At 62.0% G+C, this 18,218-nt stretch carries 16 protein-coding genes; 4 read left to right on the top strand and 12 right to left on the bottom strand.

Features of this window, described 5'->3' with window-relative positions:
• Positions 1-193 precede the first annotated feature (193 nt).
• The 3 genes from ACEN88_RS08290 to ACEN88_RS08280 are packed head-to-tail and all read right to left on the bottom strand — an operon-like array spanning position 194 to position 6,020.
• On the bottom strand, positions 194-1,609 hold the full coding sequence (locus ACEN88_RS08290) for an efflux transporter outer membrane subunit (RefSeq protein WP_413338656.1): 1,416 nt from the start codon (positions 1,607-1,609) through the stop codon (positions 194-196).
• An 8-nt stretch (positions 1,610-1,617) separates the two neighbouring features.
• Positions 1,618-4,773, bottom strand: a complete 3,156-nt coding sequence (locus tag ACEN88_RS08285) for an efflux RND transporter permease subunit (protein WP_413338654.1) — start codon at positions 4,771-4,773, stop codon at positions 1,618-1,620.
• On the bottom strand, positions 4,731-6,020 hold the full coding sequence (locus tag ACEN88_RS08280; RefSeq protein ID WP_413338653.1) for an efflux RND transporter periplasmic adaptor subunit: 1,290 nt from the start codon (positions 6,018-6,020) through the stop codon (positions 4,731-4,733). Before ACEN88_RS08280 ends, ACEN88_RS08285 begins: the two co-directional genes overlap by 43 nt.
• Before the next feature lie 157 nt (positions 6,021-6,177).
• Here ACEN88_RS08280 and ACEN88_RS08275 point away from each other — a divergent pair, with 157 nt between their 5' ends.
• The gene (locus ACEN88_RS08275) at positions 6,178-6,801 is read left to right on the top strand and encodes a TetR family transcriptional regulator (protein ID WP_413338651.1); all 624 of its coding nucleotides are present in this window, start codon (positions 6,178-6,180) and stop codon (positions 6,799-6,801) included.
• Between the two features lie 60 nt (positions 6,802-6,861).
• On the opposite strand, the gene ACEN88_RS08270 is transcribed toward ACEN88_RS08275, so the two are convergent.
• From ACEN88_RS08270 to tssE, 7 genes are all read right to left on the bottom strand, one after another.
• Positions 6,862-7,095 (bottom strand): PAAR domain-containing protein, encoded by a 234-nt coding sequence (locus ACEN88_RS08270; RefSeq protein WP_413338649.1) that lies wholly within the window; start codon positions 7,093-7,095, stop codon positions 6,862-6,864.
• A gap of 90 nt (positions 7,096-7,185) precedes the next feature.
• Positions 7,186-7,671 (bottom strand): hypothetical protein, encoded by a 486-nt coding sequence (locus tag ACEN88_RS08265; protein ID WP_413338648.1) that lies wholly within the window; start codon positions 7,669-7,671, stop codon positions 7,186-7,188.
• Positions 7,671-8,594: a 3D domain-containing protein gene (locus ACEN88_RS08260; protein ID WP_413338646.1), complete on the bottom strand. Its 924-nt coding sequence runs from the start codon at positions 8,592-8,594 to the stop codon at positions 7,671-7,673. Before ACEN88_RS08260 ends, ACEN88_RS08265 begins: the two co-directional genes overlap by 1 nt.
• A gap of 21 nt (positions 8,595-8,615) precedes the next feature.
• Entirely contained in the window at positions 8,616-11,264 is a 2,649-nt protein-coding gene (locus tag ACEN88_RS08255) for a type VI secretion system Vgr family protein (RefSeq protein ID WP_413338645.1), read from the bottom strand.
• Between the two features lie 66 nt (positions 11,265-11,330).
• Positions 11,331-12,386, bottom strand: a complete 1,056-nt coding sequence (gene tssG / locus ACEN88_RS08250; RefSeq protein WP_413338643.1) for a type VI secretion system baseplate subunit TssG — start codon at positions 12,384-12,386, stop codon at positions 11,331-11,333.
• A complete protein-coding gene (gene tssF / locus ACEN88_RS08245) occupies positions 12,350-14,164 on the bottom strand; it encodes a type VI secretion system baseplate subunit TssF (protein ID WP_413338641.1) in 1,815 nt (604 codons plus the stop codon). The genes tssG and tssF overlap by 37 nt, the downstream gene beginning before the upstream one ends.
• 11 nt (positions 14,165-14,175) lie before the next feature.
• Positions 14,176-14,622: a type VI secretion system baseplate subunit TssE gene (gene tssE, locus ACEN88_RS08240; protein ID WP_413338639.1), complete on the bottom strand. Its 447-nt coding sequence runs from the start codon at positions 14,620-14,622 to the stop codon at positions 14,176-14,178.
• A 123-nt stretch (positions 14,623-14,745) separates the two neighbouring features.
• Here tssE and tssK point away from each other — a divergent pair, with 123 nt between their 5' ends.
• Both tssK and ACEN88_RS08230 read left to right on the top strand, forming a co-directional pair.
• Positions 14,746-16,080 (top strand): type VI secretion system baseplate subunit TssK, encoded by a 1,335-nt coding sequence (gene tssK / locus ACEN88_RS08235; protein WP_413338637.1) that lies wholly within the window; start codon positions 14,746-14,748, stop codon positions 16,078-16,080.
• Positions 16,081-16,185: 105 nt separating this feature from the next.
• A complete protein-coding gene (locus ACEN88_RS08230) occupies positions 16,186-16,311 on the top strand; it encodes a hypothetical protein (protein WP_413338658.1) in 126 nt (41 codons plus the stop codon).
• Between the two features lie 79 nt (positions 16,312-16,390).
• Here the strand turns inward: ACEN88_RS08230 and tal are convergent, their stop codons facing one another.
• Both tal and ACEN88_RS08220 read right to left on the bottom strand, forming a co-directional pair.
• Positions 16,391-17,320, bottom strand: coding sequence for a transaldolase (tal, locus tag ACEN88_RS08225; protein ID WP_413338635.1), 930 nt, complete (start codon positions 17,318-17,320; stop codon positions 16,391-16,393).
• Between the two features lie 42 nt (positions 17,321-17,362).
• Positions 17,363-17,860 carry a GAF domain-containing protein gene (locus ACEN88_RS08220; protein WP_413338634.1) on the bottom strand — a complete coding sequence of 166 codons (498 nt, stop codon included), beginning with the start codon at positions 17,858-17,860 and terminating at the stop codon, positions 17,363-17,365.
• A gap of 113 nt (positions 17,861-17,973) precedes the next feature.
• Between ACEN88_RS08220 and ACEN88_RS08215 the strand changes: the two genes are divergently transcribed.
• On the top strand, positions 17,974-18,204 hold the full coding sequence (locus tag ACEN88_RS08215) for a TetR family transcriptional regulator (RefSeq protein WP_413338632.1): 231 nt from the start codon (positions 17,974-17,976) through the stop codon (positions 18,202-18,204).
• Positions 18,205-18,218: the final 14 nt, after the last annotated feature.

Genomic DNA, 18,218 nt, shown 5'->3' with positions numbered 1-18,218 from the left:
AAAACCGGGGCCGGCCTGCTATTTCATGATACCGAAATCGCGGCCGGCCCCGGTCGGGATCGTGCCAATGGCGCGCGGCAATAACTTTGCCTGCGCTTGAAACGTCATCCCCGCGCAGGCGGGGATCCAAGTTCATGCGCTGCGGTGGCGCGTGCAGATTGGGTTCCCGCCTGCGCGGGAACGACGGGCTAACTCAGCGTGCCGCCGTCGCCGGCCCCGCTTCGCTCCAGCCACCCCCCAGCACGCGGTACAGCGTGACCTGGTTCTGCAGGCGCAGCAGGTTGGCCTGGATGGCCTGCTGCTGCGCGGTGAACAGCGAGCGCTGGGCGTCCAGCAGGTCCAGGTAGCTCGCGGTGCCGTTGCGGTAGCGGAGGTCGGACAGGTTGAAGCGGTCCGTCTCGGCGGCCGCCACGGCCTGCTGGGCGCGCAGCTGTTCGCTGTACGTGGCCTGGCCGGCCAGTGCGTCCGCCACTTCGCGGAACGCGGTCTGGATCGACTTTTCGTACTGCGCGACGGCGATGTCGCGCTGGGCACGGGCGCTCTCGACGCCGGCGCGGGTGCGGCCGAAGTCGAACAGCGGCAGGATCGCCTGCGGCGCAAACGTCCAGCCGAACGTGCCGCTCTTGAACAGGCCGGAGAGCTCGGAACTGGCCGTGCCCGCGCTGCCCGTCAAGGTGATGCGCGGGAAGTAGTTCGCGCGCGCCGCGCCGATGTTGGCGTTGGCCGCGATCAGCTGCTGCTCGGCCGAACGGATGTCCGGACGGGTCGCCAGCAGGTCGGACGGCATCCCGGCCGGGAGGTCCGGCAGGTTCGTCGTCGCGAGCGTGGCGCCGGCCGGCAGGTTGCCGGGGATCGTCTGGCCGATCAGCAAGGTGAGCAGGTTCAGGTCCTGCGCGCGCTGGCGCTGGGCCTGGGCCAGCGTGGTGCGCGCCTGTTCGACGAGCGACACGGCCTGCTGCAGGTCGAGCTTGGACGAGACGCCGTTCTCGAAGCGCAGGTTGGTCAGGCGCAGCGATTCCTCGCGCGTCTTCAGGGTCTGCTGCGTCAGGGACAGCAATTCCTCGTCCGCGAGGAACGTCAGGTACGTGTTGGCGACCTGCGCGATCAGGCTGATCTGCGCCGTCTTGCGCGCTTCCTCGGTGGCGAGGAATTGCGCCAGCGCGGCGTCGGACAGGTTGCGCACGCGGCTGGAGAAGTCCAGCTCGAACGCCGACACCGAGAGGCCGGCCTGGTACACGCTGCTGATCGGCTCGTCCTTGCCCGTCGTCTGGCGCTGGCCCGTGATGCCGGCGTTAATGGCCGGGAACTGGTTCGAGCGCTGGATCTGGTACTGCGCCCGTGCCGCCTCGATGTTGAGGATGGCAACGCGCAGGTCGCGGTTGTTTTCCAGGGCCAGCGTGATCAGCTGCTGCAGGCGCGGATCGGTGAAGAAGCGCTGCCACGCGATGGCGGCGGGCGCCTCGTTCGCGACGGCGTTGCCGCTGTTGACCGTGCCTTCCACGGTCGGGAAGGCACCCGCCACCGGCGCTTGCGGCCGCTCGTACTTGGGCGCCAGGTTCACGCAGCCGGCCAGTACGAGGGCCAGGGCCAGGGGAGTGAGTCGTTTCATGTTGTTCATCAGATTTTCGAGTCGATGACAGTGTTTTCTTCTTCGTGCGCGTACTTCTTGCGCTGGCGTTCGCTGCCCTTGAAGAATCCGCGGATGACGACGAAGAACACGGGCACGAAGAACACGCCCAATGCCGTCGCCGTCAACATGCCGCCCATCACGCCCGTACCGATCGCGCGCTGCGACGCGGCGCCGGCGCCGCTGGCGACCACCAGCGGCAGCACGCCGAGGATGAACGCGAGCGACGTCATGATGATCGGACGGAAGCGCAGGTGCGCCGCCTGCAGCGCCGCTTCGAACGGCGACTTGCCCTGCGCCTGCAGGTCCTTCGCGAATTCCACGATCAGGATCGCGTTCTTCGCGGCCAGGCCGATGATGGTGATCAGGCCCACCTTGAAGTACACGTCGTTGGACAGCCCGCGCATCGATGCCGCGAGCAGCGAACCGAGCACGCCCAGCGGCACGACGAGCAGCACGGCCACCGGGATCGACCAGCTTTCGTACAGCGCGGCCAGCGCCAGGAACACGGCCAGCAGCGCGAAGCCGATCAGCACGAACACGGTCGAACCGGCGAGGATTTCCTCGCGCGACTGGCCGGTCCATTCATACGCGAAGCCGGCCGGCAGCTTGGCGGCCAGCGCCTGCATCTCGTCGAGCGCCTGGCCGGTCGAATAGCCCTGGGCGGCATCGCCCGTGATGCTCATCGACGAATAGCCGTTGTAGCGCGACGTCTGCATCGGACCCGTGATCCATTGTGTCGTCGCGAACGCGGACAGCGGCACCGGCTGGCCCTTCGTGTTCAGGGCGTTGATGCGCAGCAGGTCTTCCGGTTGCATGCGCTCCGGCGCGTCGGCCTGCACGATCACGCGCTGCAGGCGGCCGGCGTTCGGGAAGTCGTTCACGTACGCGGAACCGAGCGACGTCGACAGCGCCGTGTTGATGGCGCCGAACGTCACGCCCAGGGCCTGCGCCTTGTCGCGGTCGATGTTCAGCTTCAGCTGCGGCGCATCTTCGAGGCCTTCAGGACGGATGCCCGTCAGCACCTTGCTCTGCATCGCCATGCCGAGAAGCTGGTTACGCGCCTGGAGCAGGGCGGCGTGACCGAGGCCGCCGCGGTCCTGCAGGCGGAACGAGAAGCCGGTGCCGCGGCCCAGTTCCGGGATCGGCGGCGGGCTCACGACGAAGATGAACGAGTCGCGCAGCGCCATCATGTGGCCCGTGATGCGGCCCGCGAGATCCTGCGCGCTCTGGCCCTTGCCCTTGCGCTCGTCCCACGATTTCAGCGGGATGAACGCGAGGCCCATGTTCTGGCCCTGCCCCGTGAACGAGAAGCCCGTCACGGCGACCATGTCGGCCACTTCCGGCTGCTTCAGCACATAGTCTTCCAGCGCGTGCAGGACGACGTTGGTGCGGTTGGCGGTGGCGCCCGGCGGCAGCTGGATGTTGGCGATGATGTAGCCCTGGTCTTCGTTCGGCAGGAACGAGTTCGGCAGGCGCGCGAACATCAGGCCGACGATGCCGACCAGCAGGACGAACACGACCAGCGCGCGGCCGGAACGCTTGAGCATCTTGCCGACGATGCCTTCGTAGCGCTTGGCGCCCGTCGTGAACGTGCGGTTGAACCAGCCGAAGAAGCCTTTCTTCTCCATGTGGTGGCCCGCTTCCACGGGCTTGAGCAGGTGCGCGCACAGCGCCGGCGTGAGGGACAGCGCCATGAACGCCGAGAAGCCGATCGACGACACCATCACGATCGAGAACTGGCGGTAGATGTTGCCGACCGCGCCCTGGAAGAATGCCAGCGGCACGAACACGGACATCAGCACGACGGTCACGCCGATGATGGCGCCGGAGATCTGGCCCATCGCCTTGCGCGTGGCCTGCAGCGGGGGCAGGCCTTCCTCGGACATGATGCGTTCGACGTTTTCCACCACCACGATCGCATCGTCGACGACGATACCGATCACGAGGACCATGCCGAACATCGTCAGCACGTTGATCGAGAAGCCCATCGCGAGGAGTGTCGCGAAGGAGCCCAGCAGGGCGACCGGGACGACGATGGTCGGGATGATCGTGTAGCGGAAGTTCTGCAGGAACACGTACATCACGATGAACACGAGGATCACGGCCTCGATCAGGGTTTCCACCACCTGGCTGATCGAGATCTGGATGAATTTCGTGCTGTCGTAGGGGATCGAGTACTTCATGCCTTTCGGGAAGTACTTCTGCAGCTGATTCATGCGTGCCTTGATCAGCTTCGCGGTTTCCAGCGCGTTACCGGTCGGCGACAGCTGCACGCCGATACCCGTCGACGGCTTGCCGTTCAGGCGGGTCGACGTGGCGTAGGCCTGGCCGCCGATCTCGATGCGGGCGACGTCCTTCAGGCGCACGGTGGAGCCGTCCGGATTCGCGCGCAGCACGATGTTGCCGAACTGCTCGACGGTGGCCAGCTGGCCCGTGACGACGACGGTCGCGGTGATCTGCTGGCCCTTGGCCACGGGCAGGTCGCCGATCGTGCCGGATGCCACCTGGGCGTTCTGCTGGCGGATCGCGGTGTTGACGTCATCCGGCGACAGGTTGAAGCCGACCAGCTTGGCCGGGTCGATCCAGATGCGCATCGCCTTCTCGGTACCGAACAGCTGCGCCTGGCCGACGCCCTTGATCCGCTGGATCTCGGGCAGTACGTTGCGCGACGCGTAGTCGCCCAGCGCGACGGTGTCCCAGGTCGGGTCGTCGGACGAGAGAATCGTGAACAGCAGGAAGTTCGAACGGGCCTTGTCGACGCGCACACCCTGCTGGGTCACCGCGGCCGGCAGGCGCGGGGTCGCGCGCGCGAGGCGGTTCTGGACGTCGACCTGGGCCAGGTCGGGATTGGTGCCGGTCTCGAAGCTGATCGTGATGGAGCCGGTGCCGTTGGCCTGGCTGGTCGACTCCATGTAGATCATGCCTTCGGCACCGTTCATCTCGCGTTCGATGACGGAGATGACGGAATCTTCCAGCGTTTGCGCGGAAGCGCCCGGGTACGCGACGCTGACGACGATCGACGGCGGCGCCACGGTCGGATATTGCGCGATCGGCAGCTGCTTGATGGCGACGCCGCCAAGCACCATGATGAACAGCGCGATCACCCAGGCAAAAATGGGGCGGTCAATAAAAAAACGTGCCATTGTGGTTCCTGTTTATCTAGCCTTGCCTGCTTACTCGCCGGCGGGCGCGGCGGACGCCTGCGCATTGGCCGCGGCCGGGGCTGCCGGGGCGCCGGCTGCACCGGCGTACCCGGCGGCAGCATCTGCAGCTTCTGGAAGCCGTCCACCATCACGCGCTCGCCTTCCTTGAGGCCATCCGTGACGACCCAGTTCTCGCCGTTCTGCGAACCGATTTTCACCGTGCGCGGGGTCGGCTTGTTGTCCGCGCCGATCACGGTCAGCGTATCGCCGTTCGGGCCGCCGCGGGTGACGGCCTGCTGCGGCACCAGGATGCCGTTCGGCAGCTCGGCCTGCGCCAGGCGCACGCGCACGTACTGGCCCGGCAGCAGGGCGTTGTCCCGGTTCGCCGCCTGGGCGCGCAACGTGACCTGGCCGCTCGTCGGGTCGACGGTGATGTCCGAGAACAGCAGCTTGCCCTTCGTCGGCAGCACGGTGCCGTCGTCCGCGACGACGGTCACCGGTACGCTGCCGCCGAGGCCCTTGTCGCCGGCGTTCTTGCGCAGGCGCTGCAGTTCGGCGGCGGATTGGGTGATGTTCAGGTAGACGTTGTCGGTCTGCTGGATCAGCGCCATCTGCGTCGCTTCGGTGGCGGAGACGAGCGCGCCTTCCGTCACGAGCGCGCGGCCGATGCGGCCCGAGATCGGGGCGTACACGTTCGCGTAGTCGGCGTTGATCTTGGCGATGCGCACCTGGGCCCTGGCCGAATTGACGTCCGCCTCGGCCTGCTTCAGGGCGGCGACGGCGTTCGTGAATTCCTGCTTGCTGACGGCCTGCGCCTCGACGAGCGGCTTGTAGCGCTCGACCGTGGCGGAGGTCGACGTCAGGTTCGCCTGGGCACGGCCGAGCGCGGCCTGGGCAGCGTTCAGCTGGGCCTGGTAGGGCTCCGGATCGATCTGGAACAGCGACTGGCCCTGCTTGACCAAGCTGCCCTCGGTGAACAGGCGCTTCAGCACGACGCCGTTGACGCGGGCGCGGACTTCGGCCGTGCGGATTGCCTCGACGCGGGCCGGCAGTTCGGTCTCGAGTGCGACCGGCTGGATCTTCGTGGTGATGACGCCGACCTGGGGAGGCGGCATCTTGGCGCCAGCGGCGCCTGGACCGGCCTGGGCGTTATCCTTGGAGCCGCAGGCCGACAGCATGACCACGGCGACCAGGGTGCACGCGGCGATCCTGGACAGGGTGAGGGAGGAGGAGTTGGCAGAGCGCATTCAATGCTTCCTTCTTGTGGAAAAAAGAATAAAACCGTCCTGCGACACTTCTTCGGCACAACAGGCGGTTTTACTACTGACTTTTGGGAAAACCCCGATATACTATCACGAGTGTATGTTTAATGTTTCCTACCTATAAAAACGGAGAGTCAGGCGGATGGCCCGCAGAACCAAGGAAGAAGCGGCAGCGACCCGCGACAGCATTTTGGATGCTGCTGAAAAATTGTTCGTCGAACAGGGTGTTTCTCGTACAACGTTGCAGCATATCGCAACCGCGGCCGGTGTGACGCGCGGCGCCATTTATTGGCACTTTGACGACAAGGGTGCGTTGTTCAACGCGATGATGGAGCGGGCGATCCTGCCGCTGGAGGCGGAGATGCAGGTGCTGGACCAGGTGGAGTCGGACGACCCGCTGGTCGACCTGCGCAACCACATGCTGGCGGTGCTGGACCGGACGGTCAACGATCCGGGGGCGCGGCGCGTGTTCGAGATCGCCACGCTGAAGGTGGAGTTCGTGGGCGAGATGGATGCGGTGCGGCAGCGGCGCCAGGACAACCTGGCCAACTGGAAGAGCCGGGCCGAGCGCCGCATCCGCCTGGCCATCGACAAGGGACTCATCTCACGCGACATCGATCCGGCCCGCGTGGCGCTGGGGCTGTGGACCATGATCGATGGGTTGATTCGCAACTGGATGTTCGATCCGCAGGATTTCGATTTGCTGGCGCTGGGGAAGTGTGTGATCGATCCGTATCTGGAGGGGTTGAGGACGGGACGTGCGTAGAGTTTTAACGTGTTTTGGGCATCAACGATGCGACTGATCACGCGGCGGCAGCGATCCGATTCACAATGATGTTATCAGTCGTGCGCCGCATTCCGTCATGTCCCCGTCATAGGCGTACGGCTTGCCTTCGTGTCGTGCGCCAGCTCCATCAGGTTTGATTGCGAAGTTGCCTTTGCACTTGGGGCAACGCGTCATGTCGTCTTGAAGTGCTGCGGCCATACCCATCACGGTTGTGCCCGAGGATGCGCTGATGACTTGACCGCCGTGGTCGGTTTTGTCGTTGAGGCGGATCACACCACGTCCGTTATGTATCACGTCGATTTCCTTATGTGGACTAATTGGAAAACTGATAGATTGTCCATTTTGTAGCGGCAAATCATAAGATTAGTTGTCAGCGTCCGACCAGTCAGGTCGTTTCTCTAATGGCACTTTGGCCTCATCAAAACTTGAAAGCTCCCGCATGGTTCTGGTGTCATAAAGGATTTCGCGTCCTGCGAAATGTCTTGCGCCGCAGTCAATAGCTATTTGAGTCCCATTCATCCAAAACCAATAATCTCGAATGAAGGGCGTGCATTTAATTGAGTTGCGTTTTCCATTGCGATAGATTATTAGTTCTTCGGAACCTGGCCCATCATCACCTTCTGCTGTCCAAGTATTCATAGCAAGCCAGGCCACGGTTTCTCCGTCAGGCGCCAGTTTTAAATGGTTAGCATTTCCCTTATTTGTTATTCGCGTGTCGCGTCCATGGTCGTCAACGATATGTACGTTTTGTTTGCTATCGAGATAAACCTTTTTTAGTATTTCACCATAAACGTTCGTCACGAGGACGCTGGTCGTCAAAAACACGATAAATCGACGAGCATTATTCATTACGCAACTCCTAAATATTTGACCGCTCGCTGTGTATGATTTATCCCGCTTTTTAGCCAGTCTTTTACTACCGTCGCTCCTGATCCAAGAAAATTGTCGATGTGATATAGGCGTATGCCCCCGCCGGAGTCATCGGCTACTCTTTCTCCTAAGCCCTCTATGCTCACTTTGGATTTTTTCGGGATTACTGAGTTATCAATCGCTATTGAATGATTTTCCTTGACTATGCCATATTTTCCGTAAAATTTGTCAGTGTACGAAAATTTGGCTGCGGACGGATTATCTAATCGATCGGGATTGCCTTTTTTATTTTTATGCCAGATTCCGGGTTTGTTGTCGAGACGTATATATCTGCCGTCGCTTGCTTTTCCTGTTCCTTGCATTGCTATCCCTGCCGCTCCGTAAAGGAAGTCATCCTTATGCTTCTCATCCAAACCTTGTCCCTCCACTAATTCTCCAGAAAAATCACCCTCTTCACAAACATGGTAGCCGGTGATGAGAAACAAGGATTCATACCAAGCCTCCTGCAACTTTATTTTGAAGCTGAGCATAGTAATTCCCGCAGTTGGTACAGTCAGTTCGAGTTCACCAGGTTCTCGGGTGAAAAGAACGAATGTCATTTCGCCCTGGGTATTTGTTCTCCCTTTTGACTCTACACGGTCGCAAGAACGGTTGGATTTTAGGGAAAAGGAATGCCCGGAAACAGGGGTTCCAGCTTTGTGCTGAGTTAATTTTGCTAAAAGTTTTAGCTGATAGAGTACCTTATTTTTTTCTGTTCGAGATTCAGTTGGAATTATGGGCAAATCATCACCATATTTGTTTTTTTCAATGGTGAGTAGGCACACATAGTCGTCAATTTTGACAGTAACAATCGATCCTGGCATCGGGTTTGTAATCGCATTTGAAATAATTGCCTCGGGCATCTTTCCTCCGGTAGAAGAATATCAGTCTGGTAGCAAAAATAGTGAAAGTTTTAAAGAAGACTTGGTAACTACGCGCTGTGTAAAGCCATCGCTATCACTGCGACCTTCCCAAATTTGCCCATCATCTGCAACGATTCGGTAAGAGCGGTTGGCGATTGGCGTATGCCCATCAGCTGCAATGAGTCGGAATTGTTCGTCAAATGCGTGTTTGGACTCTGATTGAGCGGGCTCGAACGCACGGGGAGATGTGGAATCGGAACTCGGCGCGGCCGGTGCCAATGTTTCGAGATTGCCATGGAATAATGTAGGCGATTTGGTGAAAAACTGTACTTTGTCACTTATTTCCAGGACCGAACCTGCACCGTGCAGCCGTATTCCTTTCTTCCCATTCAGATTTATCCACTCTTCATTGCTAATAATGCTCATCACCTTTGCAGCGATGAGCTCGATCTGATCTTGTTTTGCCTGCACCGTGATCTTGCCTGCTGCGGCAATTAGCTTCATTCCGGCTTTTTCAACAAATAGTCGAAAAGTCTGCTTGATGCTTGACAAGAAGCTATCGCCAGCCGCAAACGATATATCTCCTTTCGCAGTCAAAGCGATATGTTGCTCGCTGGATATATGGGTAGTTTGAACAGTTGAAGCGACCATCCCTGCCGCGCTTGCCAAAACAAGGTGTGGTTCCTCGAACTCAGGGAATTCGCCTGTACGTCCAGCTAAAGCTAGGTTTTGCCTCTGCACTATGTCTGCCACGTCATCCTGTTGCCCCCATTCTTGAGCTTGGAATTCAATGGCGCTGTTCGCCTGTTTTTCATGCAACAGTTGTGCGTCTCCGAGACGCTGCAGCGTTTCTTTTATATCAGTGATATGCAATTGGCCCTGAGCGCGCCGCTCAGTGGTCACAAGCATTCCTTCTGCTGAGCGCAGTGCCCCGTGCCCGTCTGTGCGTAATTCCCACCCTTCACCGCGAAACTCTTTTCTGCCGGACGTGTCCTCGACACGGGTAATGTGCCCAAGCGACAATTGGCTGCATTGATGATCGCTTTTCAGCTGCGCCTGAATCTTCCCGGCGGTATCGTCGAGCACCAGATGATTACCGCGTCCGCTGCCTTCTCCCGCCTGCAGCTCCCGGCTTCGCAACCCGCTTAAAGCCTGCTGCTCAGGCAACTGCCAAGGCGGCATGTGCGTGACGTTGTACAACGATCCTAGAATTACTGGATGGTCGATGTTCCCGTCGAGATAGACCACCGCCACTTCCTCGCCAACCCGCGGCAAGCGAATATTTCCAAACTCGCTCCCGGCCCCCGGCGACATGACACGAATCCAGGGCGAACTGTTCTCGTCATAATTTCCCAGCCTGTCCCAGTGAAACTGGACCTTGACGCGCCCATAGCCATCGGTGTGAATCTCGGAACCGGCCGGCCCGACCACGATAGCCGTCTGAATGCCGGGATAAGTGCAGGGCTTGCTGTTGTAGTGCCTGCCCGGACGCCACTGGATATCCTTGCGCACGCACCGGAACGAATTCTCGTAATGCGACGGTGCGCCCGGCCCGGCCTGGTAGTTGTTGCTGGCTTCGTGGTCGACGCTCAGGATCAGGTAGTCGCGGTCGCGTATGCTGGGCTGCGCCGGCTCGCCGCGCTTGGGAACGCGCAGTTCGGCGCTGAAATGGCCGCCGAGCTTGAAGCACCGGCCCGGCTGGGCAGTGCGATCGTTGCCACGGGCTTCGAAATACTGCGTGTTCGCATCGCGCTCGCCCATGCGCTGCTGTGCGATCCGTTCGCCCTCGTCGTGGGTGCGGAAGCCATACGAGCCCGTGTTTTCGTAGATTTCATAGGGAAAGACGTCGCCCTGGTTATTCAGGGACTCGGCGGTCGACCGCTGCACGACCGGGTTCTTGTAATCGAAGCTGGCCAGGGTCGTCTGGCCGGAACCGAGCCGCCGCACGGGACTCCATTCGCGTATGCCGTCGTCTTCGAGCGAACCGGCCTTGTCGCGGAACGGGATCTCTCCCGAATCGTCGATGCCGGACGGATCGATGGGCTGCGCAAGCGTGCTCCTGTCACTGAGCCAGAGCGTATGCCCATCCGCCCGGTGCTCGTACCAGTAGTGCAGCCCGAGATCTTCCCAGCGGCGGTGCAGGTGGTTGTAGTCGGTTTCATCGTACTGGTTGGCACAGGTAATACGCGGATAGTCGCCGACGATGACCGGATTCCAGTCGGCCTGGCGGTAATGCGCGAACGTCAGTTCGGTTATCTCGATGACGCTCTTGCCATGGAACGACACGTTGTCCTTGCGCAGCCTGGCGAATGCCAGCCACGGTTCGAGCACCATGCGATAGAACGCGAAACCGCCGTCCGCGCGCAGGAAACGGAATTCGGTGACGTAGCCGTTGAAGTAGCGCAGCGAGCCGTCTTCGCGCACGATGGAAATCGTCACCATCCTGCCCATCATCGCCTTCAAGGGAATCCGTGCGTCGTCCGACAGGAGTTCGACCTCATAGCGGAAGCAGCGGCAGATTTCTTCGTGCGCGTTCAATCGATTCGGCAGGAGAATGGGATCAGGCCCGTCCCCCCGGGGGAATGCCAGGCGCATCAAGCGGTCGTGCTGCGCATTGAGACTGAACACCGACAGCGCAGCGCCTGCCGCGATCGCTTGACTCCCATCCATGCAATGCCTCCAATGGTTTGTCAGGTTTCTGATTTCCGCCGGTTAAGGTACTCAACCGAATGGCCGCTAACTTTGATTGGCAGCAAGGAGCTGAAGGGCCGCCCGAATCTCCGGCCGGCTCGCCTTGCCTTCCGTACCAGTCAGGAATGAATTCCATCCCAGACGTCGCCGATCCTGCCCTTTGGTCCTCAAGGTCAGCGGCTTGAGACACGGCTTGCTCAGCAACAGCCTGACTTCATACTGGACGGCGGGCACGGCAAACAGGCTGACCATCTCGTTCAATGCCGCGTGAGCCCGCCCATGCGGCAGGAATGCATTCGCCTGCTCCTCATCCAGGGGGCCGATATGCAGACGGACGCGCAAGTCGTTGCGCCACGTGCGCCCACCCAGCGCGGCGCCATGGCCGAGGGTGGGATCGGTGACGCCAAGCGTGCTGCGGATCCCGGCCCGTATCGGATCCCAGGCGCCGACGAATTCTTCGACGCGCACGGGCACGCCAAAGTACTCGCCGAGAACACGTTCCACGGTCGAAGCGGCAATCGGGCGTGTCCTGAGCTGGCCGGCGTAGAAGGCGGCGACTTCCGCTGGAATCGATGCGAAGGGCCGGTCCGGTCCGAAACTCGTGGGCCGAAGACCGCCCAATGCGGCCAGGAGCGGAAGCAGATCGTCCCGTGCGCGCGTGTCCAGGCCGTGCTCGACCCTGTATTTTCCCCATGCCTCGTAGAAGAGGCCGATGGCCCGGCTCGAAAACAGGTCGATGAACGGCTTCCAGCTTTCGTCGGCGGCCGCGCCCGTCCTGGCGGCCGCCCGTTCGGTGTCATGCAGCGGCAATGTGCCGCTCGCGCCCAGCAATCCGATGAATGCGGGGGTGATGTGAATGCGGGGCGTGCCGGCAGCGCCGATTGATTCGACCTGCATGCTTTCGATCTCGCTTGCCGGAAAAGCCAGCGACACGCTGTTTTGAAAGCGCAGCACCTGATTGAACGCCTGGGGGTACGGAATACCCTGTCGGCGCAGCATCCGTACGAGGATGTTCAGCAGTTGTGCGAAGCTGTACCGGTACGGCGCCGCGAGCAGGCGCTCGATCACGACAACGGCATGCTCCCACTTCGTTGTTTGCATCGGAACAGCTCCTCTCCGGTTTGGTGTGACAGGATCACCAGCTCGATAAAACTGTTCATCTGGACATACAGCGCGAAGAACTGGTCGATGACCTGCACGAACAGGTGCAGGCCGGCGCCGACGAAGGCCTCTTCGTCGATCGTCAGGCGCACTTCGGTCCCGTGTGCCAGTGAGGCTCCGCGCTTGTGCCTGATCCACGCCGTTGTCTCGGCATGTTCGAGGCCGACGACGCCGGCGATCTGGCGCCGCGAGACCGCGGATCCGGTGAAGTCGTACAGCGCGAGCATCTCGCGCAGGCCGTCGGCCCCTTCCAGCGCCAGGGCGCGGTGATTCAGCGTCAGGTGGGAGATGAGGCGCCAATGGGCGCTCTGGCCGTTCGCCAGGCGATGGGGACGCGTGGGCCTGCGCAGGAAACGTATCCTCCCGCCCTGCGCCGCGCCTGGTATCGTCAGGTCGCCGTCGGTCGACCCGCATTTCAACAGGCAGGGCAGGTCGCGGTTGGTGCAGGTGAGGTCGATCGACAATGTCGTCTGCTCGACGTCGAGCGGCTCGCCGTGGGTATCGACGAGCGCGATGACTTTTTCATGGCCCGGGCTGGTGACCGCCAGCGTGTCGTCATGGCGCAGTATCCAGTAGCGGCCCTTGTGCGCATCGCTCTCGCCATGGCGAAGGGCATAAAACGGACGGAATTCGATGGGCGCGATGTCCTTGCCGCGCTGCCGCACCATGTGGACCCTGTCGACCGAATACACCTCATACCCGGATGCATGCGCGGGATGGGCAAGGACCGAGTATTCCGCGGCGCGCTGCGTGTATGCGACCGGGACCGCCGGCTGCCTGAACAGGTTGACGACCGGGGTGCAGCCGGTGAGCAGGCTTTGTGCCGACAGGCCCGCGAGCATCCTGGCCTGGTCCGATCCTGGCGCGATGCCCGCCAGCGCCAGGTGCAGCGTGAATGCGGTGCAGTCCGATGGCAGCCGGGCGCGGAGCGCGGCAACATTGATGTCGACGAAGTTGAATTTTTCCGGAAAGGCGAAGTATTCAGCGAGGAGCCGGTAGGCACGGTGCGAGCGGGCGTCGAACGGGATCAGGGCGTCGTCGTCGCCAAACCCGACCGCCGACACCGGTATCGCGCCGAGCGGCATCCAGGCGCCATTCGCGCCCGCCTGGACGTAAGCCGACGCCGTGCGCATGAACAGCGCATCGCGCAGCGCCGCGCAGAACGACGTGTCACCGTCGAGATATACCCGCATGCGCGCAGGGGTACCGGCTGGAACCGGGGCCGCGAATTCGATGCCGATCGCCGCCGACACGCCCGGCGCGACCGAGGTCGACGAGGGCGCGCGGATCACCGCATCGAAGCGGGCGGACGTGATGGCGACGGGGGATGGCGCGACATCGTATGCGGTCTGGAATTTGCAGTGCACGCCGCGGACCGGTGCCGATTCGAGCAGCGTCCCGCGCGGTACTGTTCCGGTGCCGCCGGCCGCCGGGAGGAAGCGCACGATCGCGCACGACGGAAACGGCCTCAGATAATGCGGAAACAGGAGGTTGAGCAGCGCTTCCGTAAATTGCGGATAGGCGTCGTCCAGGCGCTTCGACACCCGCGCGCACAGCAGGGCGACGGACTGGATCAGGCGTTCGACATGCGGATCGTCGCACGCCTCGCCGCCAAGCTGCAGCTTGGCCGCGACTTTCGGATAGCGCTCGGCGTATTCGCGGCACAGCTGCCGCATGGTGACGAGCTCGCGTTCGTATTGCGCAAACAGTTCGTCCATGATGTGTATGCCTAGGGAGCGTTACGCACGCTCTGGATCGAATAGCGTTGGAGCGACGGCTGGAACACGGCGTTGAAAAGCATCGGATCGGCTACCGGCGCGTTCTTCAGTTGGGCGGTGATCATGAAGTCGACCCGGTTGATGGCGCCTTTCCTGGGCTGCAGCGTCGCCGTCACCTTGTGCAGCCTCGGCTCGTGCCGCTCGATGGCCAGCCGGACCGCGGTGCAGATGCGTTTCTGGTCGGTGTCGCTCGTCATGCACATGCCGGCGAAATCGATCAGGCCGTAGTTCACGATGGATCCGCTGACTTCGGGATAGTCGGCCAGCGTATCGGGCAGCAGGGCGGAACGGGTGTTGAGGAGCGCTTCCAGGTCGCGTGTAATGCTCTCCTTCCACGTGTGCAAGGCGTCGTCATCGGCATCCAGACGGTCGAACAAACCTGGCGTGAAACTCTGCATGCTGGTTTCCTTTAAAGCCGCCATTATTCCCCTCTTGCTGAGAATAAAGTTGCGCCCTCTCAACAGACCGATGCGCAATGCCAGCCATGCTTTCTTGAGCAAATTTTGAACGGGGAGGCAACGATGAGCTTGGGCGCGAAGATCTTGTGGTCCGAGGGGTTGACGCTGGGACCCCAGCATTTCCAGAGGCAGGACCTGTATCACGAGACACGGTTGCTCAGGATGGCGTCGGCGCTCAATCCGAATTTCTGGGGCGCCCGTCTACTGGAGTGGAATAGGGATGCGCTGGGCCACAACCTGCTCGAAGCCCAGGCCATGTCGCTGATCTTTCCGGACGGGGCGGTCTACGAGGCACCCGCGACGGACTTGCTGCCGGTCCCGGTCGACCTGACCCAGCTGCCCCAGGACATCAATACGTTCACGATGTATGCCGCGCTTCCGACCATGCGGCCGCATGGCGCGAATGCGGAGGAGGGCGGCCGCTACGCGCTGGCCGAGTCGGAGACGTCCGACCTGTTCAGCGACGCGGTGCCGATCGACGTGCCATTCCTGAAGAAGCGGGTCCGGCTCGTTTCGCATGCCGAGCCGCGCGATGGCCACGTCAGTTTTCCCGTGCTGCGCATCCATCGCGATCCGCGCGGCGGTTTCGAGGTCGATCCGACGTTTGTCCCGCCGTGCGTGGCGATCGGTGCTGCCCGTCCGCTCCAGCAACTGCTCGACGGCCTGATGAGTGCATTGACCGCGAAGATCGTGTCCCTTCACGCCGCGCACCGGAAGACGAACGCGTCCACCTTCGAGGTCCACGCCGGCGACATCACGTCCTGGTGGATGCTTAACATCATCAGTACGGCGAACGCGTCCCTGCAGCACTGCGCGCGTTCCCGCGTACAGCACCCGGAAGCGCTGTACGAGAAGCTGCTCGCGCTTGCGGGCGGCCTGATGACCTTTTCGGACAGGTACGCGACGTCGGACTTGCCGGCCTACGACCATGCGGATCCCGGCGTCACGTTCGCGCAGCTCGATGCGGTGATCCGGGACCTCGTCGATACCGTCATCTCGGCCAGGTATTTCGCGATTCCGCTCGTGGCCGAGGATAATCGCCGCACGCATTTCAGAGGTGCGCTCGATCCGGCAAAGCTGACCCAGGACACGCAGCTTTGCCTTGCCGTGAGCGCCGACATGCCGGCGCTCGAGCTGGTGTCCGCCGTGCCGATCCGGTTCAAGATCGGATCGCCCGACGACATCGAACGCATCGTCGCGTCGGCCCTTCCCGGCATCGCGCTGACGCACATGCCGCAGGTGCCGGCCGCCGTGCCGGTCCGTCCCGATACGTATTATTTCTCGGTGTCGACCAGGAACGGCCTCTACGACAATGCGTTGAAAGCGGAAGCGATCGCGATCTATGCCCCGGCCGGGATGCGTGACCTGAACATCGAACTGATCGCGTTCACGCAGTGATCCCGGCCCTCATCAGCCTTTCGTCCGCGGGTGCAGCCGCGCAAAGCTGATGCAAGCACCCAGCAGCGCGATGCCCGCCGCCGCGGCGAGGGCATACGTGGTGCTATGCTGCTGACGCGCTGCGGCATCGAGCAGGTGAACCGGGCCATCACGCAGATGGACACGGTGACCCAGCAGAACGCGGGACTCGTGCAGCGGGCGGCCCATACGGGCCAGAGCCTGCAGGAGTAGGCGGCCGCGCCAGATGCTCACGCGTTAAACAAAAACGGCAGCCCGCGGGCTGCCGTTTTACTTGCGCGGTCCGTGCGGATCAGCGCATCTCTTCGATCATCTTCTTCAGCTTGCCGGAGTCGGCGCAGAACGCGCGGATGCCTTCGGCCAGCTTCTCGGTCGCCATCGCGTCCTCGTTCAGCATGAAGCGGAACGTCTTTTCGTCGAGGGCGATCTTCTCGATGTCGGCATTCGCGTCCGCCACCAGCTTGCGCTCGACGGCGCCTTCGGTGTCGGCCAGCTTCTGCAGCAGGTCCGGCGAGATGGTCAGCAGGTCGCAGCCGGCCAGTTCCAGGATCTGCGACGTGTTACGGAAGCTCGCGCCCATCACCTCGGTCTTGTAGCCGAACTTGCGGTAGTACTGGTAGATGCGCTTGACCGACTGCACGCCCGGATCGTCCGCACCCTGGTAGTCGGTGCCCGTGGATTTCTTGTACCAGTCGTAGATGCGGCCGACGAACGGCGAGATCAGTTGCACGCCCGCTTCGGCGCAGGCGACGGCCTGGCACAGCGAGAACAGCAGCGTGAGGTTGCAGCGGATGCCGTCCTTCTCGAGGATCTCGGCGGCGCGGATGCCTTCCCACGTCGATGCGATCTTGATCAGCACGCGCGAGCGCTGGATGCCGGCCGCTTCGTACAGGGCGATCAGTTCGCGGCCCTTGGCGACCGTCGCTTCCGTGTCGAACGACAGGGCGGCGTCGATTTCGGTCGAGACGCGGCCCGGCACGAACTTCAGGATCTCGGTGCCGAACGCGATCAGCAGGCGGTCGACGATTTCCTCGGTCGACGCGTTCGGGAAGTCGGCGATGGTCTTTTCCAGCAGCGGACGGTATTCCGGCTTCTGGACGGCCTTCAGGATCAGCGACGGATTCGTCGTCGCGTCCTGCGGCGCGTAGGCCTTGATCGATTGGAAGTCGCCGGTGTCGGCCACCACGGTGGTGTACTGCTTGAGCTGTTCGAGTTGGTTCATGATGCGGGGGAGAGAAAGGTCAGGCGGTTATTGTATACGGAATCAGCAGTCGGTCGCCTCGAGAAACGCCGCCACCATGGCCTCCAGCCCGGCCTTGTCCTCGTCGGAAAAGCGGTCGAGCAGCGGGCTGTCGATATCGAACACGCCCACCAGCCTGCCGTTCTTGACGAGCGGGATAACGATTTCCGAATTCGACGCCGAATCGCACGCGATGTGGCCCGGGAACGCGTGCACGTCCGGCACGACGATGGTTTCGCGCTTGACGGCCGTCGTGCCGCACACGCCGCGGCCGAACGGAATGCGGGCGCACGCGGGCTTGCCCTGGAACGGGCCGACGAGCAGGTCCTGGCCGTCGCCCGATTTCGCTGGCACGGTGAGGTAGAAACCGGCCCAGTTCAGGTCGGCGAGCGTGTCGTAGACGAGCGCCGAGAATTGCGATGCGTTGGCGATGAGGTCGCGCTCGCCCTCGAGGACGCTGGCGACCTGGCGTACCAGCAGGTCGTAGTCGGGGCGGGTGCTGCGTTCGGGATTGATGTGCATGGCGGACGATGCTGCGTTGTCGAAAGTACGTATTTTACGGCAGTAAAAATAGATTGTGCTTGACATCTATTTTGGAAAATGGATTATGATTGACATCCATTTTGGAGGAAACCATGCGAGTCAATCGAATCCAGGCGGAGGAAAACCGCCAGGCCGTCATCGACGCCGCCAGCCGCCTGTTCCGCGAACGGGGCTTCGACGGCGTCGGCCTCGCCGAGCTGATGGCCGCGGCCGGCCTCACGCACGGCGCGTTCTACAAGCAGTTCAAGTCCAAGGACGACCTGATCGCCCAGGCCTGCGACCGCGCGCTGGAGACCGGCATCGACGGCTGGCGGCGTCGATGACGGCCTGGCGGTTT

The organism is Massilia sp. CT11-108, from assembly GCF_047302915.1.
In the GTDB taxonomy this organism is placed as follows: Bacteria; Pseudomonadota; Gammaproteobacteria; order Burkholderiales; family Burkholderiaceae_D; genus Telluria; species Telluria orientalis.
This window is presented reverse-complemented; position numbering and strand designations above follow the sequence as displayed.

Excerpts from the sequence above, each read along its gene's own strand:
- ACEN88_RS08260 (WP_413338646.1), bottom strand. The coding sequence starts at position 8,594 with ATGCCCGAGGCAATTATTTCAAATGCGATTACAAACCCGATGCCAGGA.
- ACEN88_RS08280 (WP_413338653.1), bottom strand. The coding sequence starts at position 6,020 with ATGCGCTCTGCCAACTCCTCCTCCCTCACCCTGTCCAGGATCGCCGCG.
- ACEN88_RS08285 (WP_413338654.1), bottom strand. The coding sequence starts at position 4,773 with ATGGCACGTTTTTTTATTGACCGCCCCATTTTTGCCTGGGTGATCGCG.
- tssE (WP_413338639.1), bottom strand. The coding sequence starts at position 14,622 with ATGCAGAGTTTCACGCCAGGTTTGTTCGACCGTCTGGATGCCGATGAC.
- tssF (WP_413338641.1), bottom strand. The coding sequence starts at position 14,164 with ATGGACGAACTGTTTGCGCAATACGAACGCGAGCTCGTCACCATGCGG.
- ACEN88_RS08220 (WP_413338634.1), bottom strand. The coding sequence starts at position 17,860 with ATGCACATCAATCCCGAACGCAGCACCCGCCCCGACTACGACCTGCTG.
- tssG (WP_413338643.1), bottom strand. The coding sequence starts at position 12,386 with ATGCAAACAACGAAGTGGGAGCATGCCGTTGTCGTGATCGAGCGCCTG.
- tssK (WP_413338637.1), top strand. The coding sequence starts at position 14,746 with ATGAGCTTGGGCGCGAAGATCTTGTGGTCCGAGGGGTTGACGCTGGGA.
- ACEN88_RS08265 (WP_413338648.1), bottom strand. The coding sequence starts at position 7,671 with ATGAATAATGCTCGTCGATTTATCGTGTTTTTGACGACCAGCGTCCTC.
- ACEN88_RS08215 (WP_413338632.1), top strand. The coding sequence starts at position 17,974 with ATGCGAGTCAATCGAATCCAGGCGGAGGAAAACCGCCAGGCCGTCATC.
- ACEN88_RS08255 (WP_413338645.1), bottom strand. The coding sequence starts at position 11,264 with ATGGATGGGAGTCAAGCGATCGCGGCAGGCGCTGCGCTGTCGGTGTTC.
- ACEN88_RS08275 (WP_413338651.1), top strand. The coding sequence starts at position 6,178 with ATGGCCCGCAGAACCAAGGAAGAAGCGGCAGCGACCCGCGACAGCATT.
- ACEN88_RS08290 (WP_413338656.1), bottom strand. The coding sequence starts at position 1,609 with ATGAAACGACTCACTCCCCTGGCCCTGGCCCTCGTACTGGCCGGCTGC.
- ACEN88_RS08230 (WP_413338658.1), top strand. The coding sequence starts at position 16,186 with ATGCTGCTGACGCGCTGCGGCATCGAGCAGGTGAACCGGGCCATCACG.
- tal (WP_413338635.1), bottom strand. The coding sequence starts at position 17,320 with ATGAACCAACTCGAACAGCTCAAGCAGTACACCACCGTGGTGGCCGAC.